14 protein-coding genes are annotated in these 12,012 nt (G+C 59.8%); 6 read left to right on the top strand and 8 right to left on the bottom strand.

Features of this window, described 5'->3' with window-relative positions:
- Nucleotides 1-77: 77 nt before the first annotated feature.
- Entirely contained in the window at nt 78-1,433 is a 1,356-nt protein-coding gene (locus QRN10_RS14600; RefSeq protein WP_285428666.1) for a heavy metal sensor histidine kinase, read from the bottom strand.
- Nucleotides 1,430-2,110: a heavy metal response regulator transcription factor gene (locus QRN10_RS14595; RefSeq protein WP_253511308.1), complete on the bottom strand. Its 681-nt coding sequence runs from the start codon at nt 2,108-2,110 to the stop codon at nt 1,430-1,432. Before QRN10_RS14595 ends, QRN10_RS14600 begins: the two co-directional genes overlap by 4 nt.
- A gap of 156 nt (nt 2,111-2,266) precedes the next feature.
- On the opposite strand from QRN10_RS14595, the gene copI reads away from it, so the two are divergent.
- Entirely contained in the window at nt 2,267-2,785 is a 519-nt protein-coding gene (copI, locus tag QRN10_RS14590) for a copper-resistant cuproprotein CopI (protein WP_285428619.1), read from the top strand.
- 69 nt (nt 2,786-2,854) lie between these two features.
- Complete coding sequence (gene queF / locus QRN10_RS14585) at nt 2,855-3,685, top strand: NADPH-dependent 7-cyano-7-deazaguanine reductase QueF (protein ID WP_181078087.1); 831 nt, start codon at nt 2,855-2,857, stop codon at nt 3,683-3,685.
- Between the two features lie 67 nt (nt 3,686-3,752).
- On the opposite strand, the gene QRN10_RS14580 is transcribed toward queF, so the two are convergent.
- Nucleotides 3,753-4,019, bottom strand: a complete 267-nt coding sequence (locus QRN10_RS14580) for a DUF4404 family protein (protein ID WP_253511311.1) — start codon at nt 4,017-4,019, stop codon at nt 3,753-3,755.
- A gap of 111 nt (nt 4,020-4,130) precedes the next feature.
- Nucleotides 4,131-4,739, bottom strand: coding sequence for an HAD superfamily inactivated hydrolase PcrP (pcrP, locus tag QRN10_RS14575; RefSeq protein WP_181078090.1), 609 nt, complete (start codon nt 4,737-4,739; stop codon nt 4,131-4,133).
- Between the two features lie 196 nt (nt 4,740-4,935).
- On the opposite strand from pcrP, the gene QRN10_RS14570 reads away from it, so the two are divergent.
- Nucleotides 4,936-5,625: an MlaA family lipoprotein gene (locus tag QRN10_RS14570; protein ID WP_181078092.1), complete on the top strand. Its 690-nt coding sequence runs from the start codon at nt 4,936-4,938 to the stop codon at nt 5,623-5,625.
- Between the two features lie 61 nt (nt 5,626-5,686).
- On the opposite strand, the gene QRN10_RS14565 is transcribed toward QRN10_RS14570, so the two are convergent.
- Entirely contained in the window at nt 5,687-5,992 is a 306-nt protein-coding gene (locus QRN10_RS14565) for a PilZ domain-containing protein (RefSeq protein ID WP_285428618.1), read from the bottom strand.
- 277 nt (nt 5,993-6,269) lie between these two features.
- Here QRN10_RS14565 and rssB point away from each other — a divergent pair, with 277 nt between their 5' ends.
- Complete coding sequence (gene rssB, locus QRN10_RS14560) at nt 6,270-7,451, top strand: two-component system response regulator RssB (protein WP_253511314.1); 1,182 nt, start codon at nt 6,270-6,272, stop codon at nt 7,449-7,451.
- On the top strand, nt 7,451-7,933 hold the full coding sequence (gene rssC / locus QRN10_RS14555; RefSeq protein ID WP_181078097.1) for an anti-sigma factor antagonist RssC: 483 nt from the start codon (nt 7,451-7,453) through the stop codon (nt 7,931-7,933). Before rssB ends, rssC begins: the two co-directional genes overlap by 1 nt.
- A gap of 160 nt (nt 7,934-8,093) precedes the next feature.
- Here the strand turns inward: rssC and tal are convergent, their stop codons facing one another.
- Both tal and dusA read right to left on the bottom strand, forming a co-directional pair.
- Entirely contained in the window at nt 8,094-9,020 is a 927-nt protein-coding gene (gene tal / locus QRN10_RS14550; protein ID WP_285428617.1) for a transaldolase, read from the bottom strand.
- Nucleotides 9,021-9,255: 235 nt separating this feature from the next.
- Nucleotides 9,256-10,266 (bottom strand): tRNA dihydrouridine(20/20a) synthase DusA, encoded by a 1,011-nt coding sequence (gene dusA / locus QRN10_RS14545; RefSeq protein WP_285428616.1) that lies wholly within the window; start codon nt 10,264-10,266, stop codon nt 9,256-9,258.
- Nucleotides 10,267-10,369: 103 nt separating this feature from the next.
- On the opposite strand from dusA, the gene QRN10_RS14540 reads away from it, so the two are divergent.
- Nucleotides 10,370-11,521 carry a tyrosine-type recombinase/integrase gene (locus QRN10_RS14540; RefSeq protein WP_285428615.1) on the top strand — a complete coding sequence of 384 codons (1,152 nt, stop codon included), beginning with the start codon at nt 10,370-10,372 and terminating at the stop codon, nt 11,519-11,521.
- Here QRN10_RS14540 and QRN10_RS14535 read toward each other — a convergent pair.
- A complete protein-coding gene (locus QRN10_RS14535) occupies nt 11,496-11,771 on the bottom strand; it encodes a pyocin activator PrtN family protein (RefSeq protein ID WP_285428613.1) in 276 nt (91 codons plus the stop codon). The genes QRN10_RS14540 and QRN10_RS14535 overlap by 26 nt on opposite strands.
- Nucleotides 11,772-12,012: the final 241 nt, after the last annotated feature.

Raw genomic sequence — 12,012 nt, 5'->3', positions numbered from 1 at the left:
TTGATCGCGTTTATTCAGGAAGCATACGGTCGAATGTGGGAGGGGGCTTGCCCCCGATAGGGCCGGCCCATCTTGCATCAATTCACTCTGGGCAACTCAATCACAAACCTTGTCACTCCAGCCGCTGATTCACAAAAAATCCGCCCCCCATGGGCCCGTACGATCGACTGGGTAATCGCCAAGCCCAGTCCGGCATGCTCGCTGCTGCCTTCGCGTCTCGCCGGGTCTGCTCGGTAGAAACGGTCGAATAATTTCGATAACTGCTGCGCCGGGATGCCTTCGCCGGTGTTCTGCACCGCCATCGTCACTGCGCGCCCATCCTCGGTCAGCGTCACTCGCACTTCGCCGCCGGGCGGGGTAAAACGCAGCGCGTTATCCAGCAGATTCGACAACGCCCGGCGCAACATGCCGCGATCACCGCGTGTATCGGCCGTGCCCTCGCGAACCAGATGCACCGTCGCGTCTTCGGCCAGCAGGGCGAAGAATTCGAGCACGGCGTCGACTTCATCCACCAGCGTCAGGGGCTCGCGCTTGGGCATCAGCAAGCCATGGTCGGCCTTGGCCAGGTACAACATGTCGTTGACCAGCTGCGCCATCCATTGCAGCTCTTCAAGGTTGCTGTGCAGCGCCTCGCGGTAATCCTCCAGCGGGCGCGGCTGGGTAAGGATGACCTGGGTGTGGGTCAGCAGGTTCGACAGCGGTGTGCGCAATTCGTGGGCGATATCGGCGGAGAACGCCGAGAGGCGCTGGAACGCGTCGTCCAGGCGGCCGAGCATGGCGTTGAAGGCCTGGGCCAGTTCCGCCAGTTCGGCCGGCATCTGTTGCTGGGGCAGGCGCTGGGTGAGGGAGTTGGCCGACACGCTGGCCGCGACTTCCCCCATGCGCCGCAGAGGCCGTAGACCGCTGCGCGCGGCCCAGGCGCCGAGCAGGGCGGTGGCCAGCGCCGACAGGCCGACGGTGAGCCAGATCAGGTGCTGCATGCGCTGCAGGAAATGCTGGTGATGGGTGATGTCGAGCACCAGGCTCAATTGCGGCGAATCGGGCTGCTCTGCAATTAACGGCGCGTTGTACACCCGGTAATCCGTACCGGCGTGTTGCAGGCTATGCAGCCCGGATGATTGCGGCAAACTAATACTCGTCGCGCTGTCGAACCAATCCTGCCCGGCAGCCGTGATGCGCAGGGCCAGATCGGGTTGGCGGCTGAGTTCGGCCTGCAGTTGGGGTGCGCGTTGAGCCAATGCCTGCTGGGTGTCGACGCCTTGCAGGGCGGCGCGCAGCGCAATCAGCTTGCTGTCGAGCAACTGCTGGTCAAGTTCAAGAAAGTGCGCCTCGCTGGCCTGATTGAACAGCACCCCGGCCAGCAGTGAAACCACCGCGGTGCAGGCGGCAAACAACAGCGCCAGGCGGCTGGCCAGGGACAGGCGACGGATCAATTGCACCGCTCCTCCAGCACATAGCCCATGCCGCGTACGGTGTGGATCAGTTTAGTGGGAAAGTGGTCATCGACTTTCAGGCGCAGGCGGCGGATCGCGACTTCGATGATGTTGGTGTCGCTGTCGAAGTTCATGTCCCACACCTGGGAGGCGATCAGCGACTTGGGCAGCACTTCGCCCTGGCGTCGCAGCAGCAGTTCGAGCAAAGAAAATTCCTTGGCGGTGAGGTCGATGCGTTGGCCGTCTCGCTCGACGCGGCGGCGGATCAGGTCCAGGCGCAGGTCGGCCAGTTGCAGCGCGGTGTCCTGCGGCAAACTGCTGCCACGTCGCAACAGGCTGCGTACGCGGGCCAGCAGTTCGGAAAAGGCGAACGGCTTGACCAGATAGTCGTCGGCACCCAGCTCCAGGCCATGCACGCGGTCTTCCACGGCGTCGCGCGCGGTGAGAAACAGCACCGGCACATCCAGACCGGCTGCACGCACCGCCTGCAGGATTTGCCAGCCGTCGCGGTCCGGCAGCATCACGTCGAGGATCAGCAAGTCGTAATCACCGGTCAATGCCAGGTGCTGCCCGGTGAGCCCATCGGCCACCCACTCGGTGATGAAACCTGCCTCTGCCAGGCCCTGGCGCAGGTATTGGCCAGTCTTGGATTGGTCTTCGACGATCAGCAGTTTCATGGGCGGCTCTGGGTAACAGGTGACGACGGGCTTTATACCGCGGGTATCAGGCAAAGGGCGCAACCTGACAAAGTTGTAATCCAGCAGTCAGCTGGCTGGCAGCCGCTTCATCTTAGAGTGCCGCTCAAAGCAGTGACACATTTTTGGAGAAGAGCGATGACGTTACGTACACCCCTGTTGCTGGCGGGCTGCCTGTTAGCGTTGAGCGTCAATGCACTGGCCGAAGGGGCGCACACCTACGCCTTCGGACAGCCGGCACCGGCCGACAAGGCCACGCGCACGGTGGAAATCACGTTGCAGGACATTGCCTTCTCGCCCACATCGCTGGACGTCAAAGCCGGTGAAACCGTGCGCTTCGTGTTGGTCAACAAAGGCCGGCTGCTGCACGAATTCAACCTGGGCGACGCGGCGATGCATGCACAGCACCAGCAGGAAATGTTGCAGATGCAGGCCAGCGGCATGCTTACCCCCACGGTAATGGGGGAAATGGACCACAGTGCCATGGGCCACGGTGAGGTCATGAAGCACGACGACCCGAACAGTGTGCTGGTGGCGCCGGGCAAGACCGCTGAACTGACGTGGACTTTCAAGCAGGCGACGGGGTTGGAGTTTGCCTGCAACCTGCCGGGCCATTACCAGGCGGGCATGGTGGGCAAGCTCAACGTCAGCCAGTAAGCGGCGGGTGCGCAAACGCGGGGCCAAAGGCTGTTAGACTGGCGCGGTTTATTCAGTCAGGTTTCCGCCATGCATCCCGCAGCCGAACATTCGCCGCTGGGCAAGTCCAGTGAATACATTTCTACCTACACCCCGTCGTTGCTGTTCCCGATTCCCCGTGCCGCCAAGTGGGCCGAGCTGGGGTTGAGCGCCGAGACCCTGCCCTATAAGGGCGTGGATTTCTGGAACTGCTTCGAACTGTCGTGGCTGCTGCCGTCGGGCAAGCCGGTGGTGGCCATTGGTGAGTTCAGCATTGCGGCCGATTCGCCGAATATTATCGAATCCAAGTCCTTCAAGCTGTACCTCAACTCGCTGAACCAGACGGCGTTTGCCGATACGGCCAGCCTTGAAGCCACCCTGCGCACCGACCTCAGTTTTGCTGCCGGCAAGCCAGTGAGCGTGCGCATTCGTAGCCTGGCCGATATCGAAGCCGAAGGCGTGATGGCGTTGCCGGGCGTGTGCATTGACGACCTGGATATCAACGTCAGCAGTTACGAACACCCGCGCCCGGAACTGCTGCGTTGCGATGACTCGCGTGTAGTAGAGGAGAGCGTGCACAGCCACCTGCTCAAGTCCAACTGCCCGGTGACCAGCCAGCCGGACTGGGGCAGTGTGGTGGTGGAATATCGTGGTGCGGCGCTGGATCATGCCAGCCTGTTGGAATATATCGTCAGCTTTCGCCAGCACTCGGACTTCCATGAACAGTGCGTGGAGCGGATCTTCCTGGACCTGCAGCGCTTGCTCAAGCCCGAGAAGTTGACCGTGTACGCGCGGTATGTGCGCCGGGGTGGATTGGACATCAACCCCTACCGCAGTACCGAAAACACTCAGTTCCTGAACGTGCGGCTGGCGCGCCAGTAAGCCTTTACCCAACAATACTGTGGGAGCTGGCTCCCACATTTGGTTTGGTGTTCGGCTTGGGCTCGGGTTAGATGCCGATATTGCCCAGGGTAGTGACTATATTGCGAAACGCTCCAGCCAACCCGGGATGACTGGACTCAAACTCGATCGCCGCTTTGTTGAAATCGTCGGCAATGCTGGGTGACTGGGCACCCGGTTCCATTTGAAGTTGAAAATTCAAATCGGCAACCAGTTTTTCCAGGGCTCGGCGCTTTTCAACGGGCAAATCCGGATGCTCTTCCAGTTGTTTGCTCACAATATCGGCCTGCTGTTTTAACTTTTCGCGATCAGGCATGACGTTCTTTCCTTTTATCGATAGGCACTGGCATAGACCGCGGCACGCCGTGAAAGGTCTACGGGCTGACCTGTAGATTAATTCACTGGGGCCAACTGTGCATGATCTCGATCAGGGCTTCTCGCCCTTGAGCCGGCGCAGGCTGATGTCGGCCAGGCAAGTGCCGAGTTCGCCCAGGTGATCGATCACCGAGTGTACCCCCAGGCCGTACAGCGCCACTGTTGCCTTGGCGCGCTTGTGCTCGCGTTCCTTTTCGCTCAGCGCTTGCCAGGGTTCGGGCGCCAGGCCGCACAGCGAACCACAGGAGGCCAAACCGATGGTCCACAATCCGGCGTTGAGCCCGGATTGCAGGAGGCGCGGCTCGCCGCTGACCAACACGCAGCCTTCCAGACGCTCGATGTTCAACTCCATCAAGGCTTGCCAACAGGCGTGGGGCGCGGGCCAGCGGATCGGGGAGGGCGATATGGCCTTGACCCAACGCGGCAGCACGGCGGCCAGCGCAGTGGTCACGGTGGGTGGGAGTTCATCCAGCCAGGCGCAGGGCACGCCTTGTTCTTTGAGGTGGCGCAGGATGTTCAGGGCGCCTGGAGTGGCCTGAGAGTCGGGCGCCGAGGAATCGGTACGCGCCTGGGAACCAAAGTCCACCAGGCAACCACTCAGGCCGAACAGCACCGCAGTCAAGGTGGGGGCGGTGGCGATGGCGATCTCGGCGTGTGGCATGTCGACGTCCCTGAAATAGCTCCGACGCTATCGGCGCGGGATGACAAGGCGATGACAGCTGTATGCAATTGTAGGAATTTTGTGCATTTTCCGTATGTCGTTTCCTAGGAGCTGCCTAAAAGCACACTTCCGTCATATACTCACCGCCTTATTCAGGGCATAGCGCCCATGACAGACCATTCAAGGAGCAAAAGCTATGCGCTGGAGCCACTACTTCGCTCAGCTGTCGGTGTGTGCCACTGTGATGTTGGCGCCGTTCGCCGTACAGGCTGCAACCGAAGACGATCCATGGGAAAGCGTTAACCGCCCGATCTTCGCGTTCAACGACACCATTGATACCTACGCCCTCAAGCCTCTGGCCCAGGGTTATGAGTGGATCACCCCGCAATTTGTCGAAGACGGCATCCACAACTTCTTCCGCAACATCGGCGATGTCGGCAACCTGGCCAACAACGTGCTGCAGCTCAAGCCACACAACGCGGGTGTCGATACCGCGCGCCTGCTGGTCAACACCACGTTCGGCGTGCTGGGCTTCGTCGATGTCGGCACCAAAATGGGGCTGCAACGCAGTGATGAAGACTTCGGTCAGACCCTGGGCTACTGGGGCGTGGGCAGCGGTCCGTACGTGATGATCCCGCTGCTGGGCCCAAGCACGCTGCGGGATGCGCCTTCCAAGTACGTGGACAGTTACACCCAGCCGTACCGCTATATGAATGATATCGACTGGCGCAACAGCACGATGGGCCTCAACATCATCGACACCCGCGCCAGCTTGCTGGATAGCGAGAAGCTGATCACCGGCGACAAATACACCTTTATCCGCAATGCTTACCTGCAGAACCGTGAGTTCAAGGTCAAGGATGGCAAGGTCGTCGACGACTTTTAAGCCGTGATGTTTTGAAACGAAAAAGGCGATCCGTGCAGGTCGCCTTTTTTGTGCGCGTCTTTCAGCGCATTTTCAGGATCTTAAGGCCCAGCCGCTGGTTCTCGTGCTGCTCGCCGTCAGCTTTGACCCAAACCACCTCGGTCTCGGCTTCCAGGCCCTTGAGGGCCGCGTGCTCGGAATCAATGCGCACGCTCAGCAGGTCGCCCACGCTGAACTGGCGGGGTGCCTGCACTTGCATGCCGGAACTGGACAGGTCCAGGCACACGCCTTCAATCTCCTGCCCGGCGTGGATCAGGGACACATTGGCATCCACCCGCATGCGGATGAAATCGCGTTTTTCGGCGTAATCGCGCTCGTGTTCGCTCACAGCATCCGTCCTTACTTTGTGTTGGGGTAGTGACCGTTCTTATAACTCCCGGTGATTTGCGGTGTAAAGACGCCCGGCGACCATCGGCATGAGCTTGAAACACCTGACGGATGGGAGTACCGTCTGCGCCTTAGAAGGGCACCTCTGCATTACAGTTGTGCGTGGGCAAAAAGCCCATGCTTTGTAGGACAGAGAGGCTAGAAAGCGAATCCAGTAGTATGAGCCCGGCCATTGCCGCGCCGCCTACGCCAACCTAATTCTGGCGCCGTTTGCCCACATGCAAAAAACCAGTGCCACGCTGCTGATAATCGATGACGACGAAGTAGTGCGCGCGAGTCTCGCGGCCTATTTGGAAGACAGTGGCTTCAGCGTCCTGCAGGCCGGCAACGGCCAACAGGGTCTCCAGGTGTTCGAGCGCGACCAGCCCGACCTCGTGATCTGCGACCTGCGCATGCCCCAGATGGGCGGCCTGGAGCTGATTCGCCAGGTCACTGAGCGTGCGCCGCAGACGCCTGTGATCGTTGTGTCCGGCGCCGGTGTGATGAACGACGCCGTCGAGGCGCTGCGCCTGGGCGCCGCCGATTATCTGATCAAGCCCCTGGAAGACCTGGCGGTGCTGGAGCACTCGGTGCGTCGTGCCCTGGATCGGGCACGCCTGCTGCTGGAAAACCAGCGCTACCGTGAGAAACTCGAAGCCGCCAATCGCGAGCTCGAAGCCAGCCTGAACCTGCTGCAGGAAGACCAGAACGCCGGTCGCCAGGTGCAGATGAACATGCTGCCGGTGAGCCCCTGGACCATCGATGAGTTCCAGTTCGCGCACCAGATCATCCCGTCGTTGTACCTGTCGGGGGATTTTGTCGACTATTTTCGCGTTGATGAGCGGCGCGTTGCGTTTTATTTGGCCGACGTATCCGGCCACGGTGCGTCTTCGGCCTTTGTGACCGTGTTGTTGAAATTCATGACCACACGGCTGTTGTTCGAATCCAAGCGCAATGGCACCTTGCCGGAGTTTACCCCGTCGCAAGTGCTGGGCCACATCAACCGAGGCCTGATCAGTTGCAAGCTGGGCAAGCACGTGACGATGGTCGGCGGCGTGATTGACGAAGAAACCGGTCTTTTGACCTACAGTATTGGCGGTCACCTGCCGATGCCTGTTTTATACACTCCTGACAGTGTGCGTTACCTGGAAGGCCGTGGCCTGCCCGTAGGCTTGTTTAATGAAGCGACCTACGAGGACCACATTCTGGAACTGCCGCCGACGTTCAGCCTGACGCTGATGTCCGATGGCATTCTGGACCTTCTTCCAGAACCTACACTCAAAGAGAAAGAAGCCGCCTTGCCCCAAAAGGTCAAGTCGGCGGGCGGCAGCCTGGATGGCTTGCGGCAGGTTTTTGGATTGGCCACGCTGGGGGAGATGCCGGATGATATCGCCCTACTGGTGTTGAGCAGGAATCTTTGATGAGTACCGGAAGAATCCAATTCGCCGAGCAAGACGGGACTTTTGTCCTGAAGTTTGTCGGTGAAGTGCGCCTGACCTTGTGTTCGGCGCTGGATGCGACGATTGAGCGCATCTTTACTGCGCTGAACTTCTCGGCGATCGTGATCGATCTGACCGAAACCCGCAGCATCGATAGCACCACGCTGGGCCTCTTGGCCAAGCTGTCCATTCTGTCTCGGCAGAAGGTTGGCCTGTTGCCGACCGTGGTCACTACCCACGACGACATCACCCGGCTCCTGCAGTCCATGGGCTTCGACCAGGTATTCAATATCGTTGGTCGCCCGATTCCATGCCCGGAGTGCCTTACCGATTTACCCTCCCAGGACCAGTCCGAGGAAGTCGTGCGGGTCAAGGTGCTGGAAGCGCACAAAATCCTGATGGGCCTTAACGAGTCCAACCGCGAAGCCTTCCACGACCTGGTCAACGCCCTCGAGCGTCACTGAGCCTCTGCCTAACATTCCCCCCATTGTGGGAGGGGCTTGCCCCCGATAACGCAGTATCAGTCAATGTATCTTCCACTGTTGAAATGACATCGGCTTGAGACATCGACACAAAAAAGGGCGGTACCCTCACAGGTACCGCCCTTTTTGTCGCCTCCGCCGTTTACAGCTTAGCGGACAGCAGCGCCTCCAGCTTCTCCTGGTCCCGCGCAAACTGGCGAATACCCTCGGCCAGTTTCTCAGTCGCCATTGCGTCCTCGTTGGACTCCCAACGGAACTGCGCTTCATTCATGTGCACGCGCGCCTCGCCGGCATGCCCTGGCGACAACTTGCGCTCCAGCGTGCCCTCATCCGCCGCCAACTTCTCCAGCAGGTCCGGGCTGATGGTCAGGCGGTCGCAGCCGGCCAACTCCTCGATCTGGCTGAGGTTGCGGAAGCTCGCACCCATGACTACGGTTTTGTAACCGTTGGCCTTGTAGTAGTTGTAGATGCGCGTCACCGACTGCACGCCCGGATCATCCGCGCCGGTGTAGTCGTTGCCATTGGCTTTCTTGTACCAGTCGTAGATGCGGCCCACGAACGGCGAGATCAGGAACACGCCTGCTTCGGCACACGCCACGGCCTGGGCAAAGGAGAACAGCAGCGTCAGGTTGGTCTGGATGCCTTCTTTTTCCAGCTTCTCCGCCGCGCGGATGCCTTCCCAGGTGGAGGCGATCTTGATCAGCACGCGGTCACGGCCGACGCCGGCTTTGTCGTACAGCTCGATCAGACGGTGCGCACGCTTGAGGATCGCGCCTTCGTCGAACGACAAGCGGGCATCCACTTCGGTGGAAATGCGGCCCGGTACCACTTTGAGAATTTCTTGACCGACCGCCACCGCAAAACGGTCGCTGGCCAGGCCCACGTCACCGTTGCAGTCCTTCACGCACTCATCCAACAGATTGGCATAGCCCGCAATCGAAGCGGCCTTGAGCAGCAGCGAAGGGTTGGTGGTAGCGTCTTGCGGCTTGAGCTTGGCGAGGGTGGAAAAGTCGCCGGTGTCGGCTACGACGGTGGTGAATTGCTTGAGTTGTTCCAGCTTGGAAGTCATGAGCGTGCTCTGTCCTATGGGTCTGTTGACATTACCCGAGCGCCGACAGGCGCTCAAGGGCGCAAATGCGTTCGATCGTTTGCGGGGGCAACAACCTGAAAACAGCCGTTTGAATCACCGGCTGTGGTGCTTATAGGAGGGCAAAACTGACCGCAGGTTCAACCCAACTGCCATGTGGGCAACGCTCGCTCCGATAGCGGCAGCTCGATCGTCCCCACGCAGAGCATGGGAACAATCAGCGACCCTCCAGCAACTCCGCGGCCTGATCCAGCAATGCCAGCGGATCACTCGCCTTATGAATATCCACCGACAACAACTGCCGAAACTTCCTCGCCCCCGGAAACCCCGTGCCCAAGCCCAGCACATGCCGCGTTATATGGTGCATCGCCCCACCCGTGGCCAAATGCTCGGCAATATATGGTCGCAACTGTGCCAGCGCCTGCGCCCGACTGATCACCGGCGCTTCACTGCCAAATAGCTGCTGATCCACTTCCGCCAGCAGATAGGGGTTGTGATATGCCTCACGTCCGAGCATCACACCATCAAACATCTGCAAATGCTCGTGGCACTGTTCCAACGTCTTGATCCCGCCATTGAGCACAATCTCCAGCTCAGGGAAATCCTGCTTCAACTGCGCCGCCACGTCATAGCGCAACGGCGGAATGTCGCGGTTCTCCTTAGGCGACAACCCCTCCAGAATCGCAATCCGCGCATGCACGGTAAAACTGGTGCAGCCGGCGTCCTTCACCGTGCCGACGAAATCACACAACTGGCCATAACTGTCCCGGCCGTTGATCCCGATGCGATGCTTCACCGTCACCGGAATCGACACCGCATCGCGCATCGCCTTCACGCAATCGGCCACCAGGGCGGGGTGCGCCATCAGGATCGCGCCGATCATATTGTTCTGCACACGGTCGCTGGGGCAGCCGACGTTCAGGTTCACTTCGTCGTAACCCGCGGCCTCGGCCATGCGCGCGCAGGCAGCCAGGTCGGCGGGGACGCTGCCGCCCAACTGCAGCGCCAACGGGTGCTCGGCTTCGTTGTGACGCAGGAACCGCTCATGATCGCCGTGCAGGATCGCGCCGGTGGTGACCATCTCGGTGTAGAGCAGGGCGTGCTTGGAGAGCAGGCGCAGGAAGAACCGGCAGTGGCGGTCGGTCCAATCCATCATGGGTGCAACGCTAAAGCGCCGAGACAGTGCGGGGCTTGATTCTGCTGGGCTAAAGCTCTGTTTATCTAGCATTTTACTCAACGTGTTCTGGGCGTGTTTTGGGGCGTTTTCAGGCGTTTTTTAAGGCTCGGTGGTACGATGTACCACTCAAAAACAAGCGCGTACCACTTTCGATATGGCGACTATCAGGGCAAGAAAACTGGCGGATGGGACCGTGAGCTACACAGCCCAGATCCGCATCAAGCGCGACGGAGTGCAAGTCTACCAAGAGAGCCAGACCTTCGCCCGAAAACAGGCCGCGCAGGCTTGGGCGCGTAAACGTGAGTCGGAGCTGGATGAGCCTGGCGCGATCGAGCGGGCGAGCCGCAAGGGCGTCACCGTCAAAGAAATGATCGACCAGTACCTGGTGGAAGTGGAAAAGGCTCGGCCGTTGGGCAAAACCAAGAAGGCCACCCTCACTGCCATCAGTGAAACGCACTTCGGCAAGTTGAGCGACACCGACATCAACGCCCAGTGCCTTGTCGATTTTGCCCTTTGGCGGATGAGCGGAGAGGGTGGTGGGGTCCAGCCGCAAACCGCCGGCAACGACCTGGCGCACCTCGGTGCTGTTCTGGCGATTGCCAAAGATGCCTGGGGCTATCAGGTCGATCCGCTCGCCATGGGCGGTGCCCGTCGGGTGTTACGCAAGTTGGGTTACAACCTGAAAAGCCGGGAGCGTGACCGTCGGCCTTCGTTGGATGAGCTGGGAAAGGTGCTGACGCACTATCAGGCCATGCAGGCGAGACGCCCGACTGTCACCAATATGTTGAAGGTCGTGGGCTTCGCTCTGTTCTCCACACGTCGGCTTGATGAAATAACCCGTATTCGCTGGGCGGACGTCGACGAAGCAGGTCAGCGGGTGCTGGTGCGAGACATGAAAAATCCTGGGCAGAAAATCGGGAACGATGTTTGGTGTTACCTGCCGGATGAAGCGTGGCACATTCTCCAGACAATGCCCAAGGCTGGCGAAGACATATTCCCCTACAGCCCTGAGTCAATTTCCACATCCTGGGCGAAAGCGTGCAAATTTCTGGAGATCGCAGATCTGCACTTCCACGACCTACGCCATGAAGGTATCAGTCGTCTGTTTGAAATGGATTGGGACATACCGCGTGTGGCGAGTGTTTCCGGCCACCGGGATTGGAATTCAATGCGGCGATACACCCACTTGCGTGGCAAGGGAGACCGCTATTTGGGGTGGGAGTGGCACGAGAAGATATTGAGGGCGCCCGTCCAATTGGGCGCCGCATCAATGAAGTGGCTCAAACGACGTGTTTTAACCCGTTGAGCTGGTGGTGCTCTTTAACTGCGGCCGCGCGTTGCAAGTCCAAGTATGCGGCCAGGTCGGTGAGGTGGATGCCTTTAGCCGACTTCTGGCTCGGCTCCAGGCGTGTGATCGGAAGCTTGATCTGACCACTCATCACCTTGCGCTGGAACATCTCCGGCGTCAGGTGGGTGAAGTAATCCCGGCACACCACTTCCAGCGAGATAATCGCCTGGCCGTCGTATTGGGCCATGAGAATGAAGGCTGTGTTCAAGGTGATCCCCTCACATCCGAAACGATTGATGAATAAAGGCCGGCAGCGCTTTGTGTCCTGCAGGCTTCGGTCCGTCGCTCTGTATCTCGCAAACAAACAGATGGCGTTTCCGATTGGGCGCAGTGAGCGCCGCAGTCAGGCCTGGCACGACGTCGGAGCATTGCTCGTAGGCGTGAGGGCCATTCCAGCTATCAGCCCTTACCACCTGGCAATCCGTACGGGTCGCATCTGCGCACAGGTA

It is taken from the genome of Pseudomonas sp. lyk4-R2A-8 (assembly GCF_030209095.1).
GTDB classification, from domain to species: Bacteria; Pseudomonadota; Gammaproteobacteria; order Pseudomonadales; family Pseudomonadaceae; genus Aquipseudomonas; species Aquipseudomonas quebecensis.
This window is presented reverse-complemented; position numbering and strand designations above follow the sequence as displayed.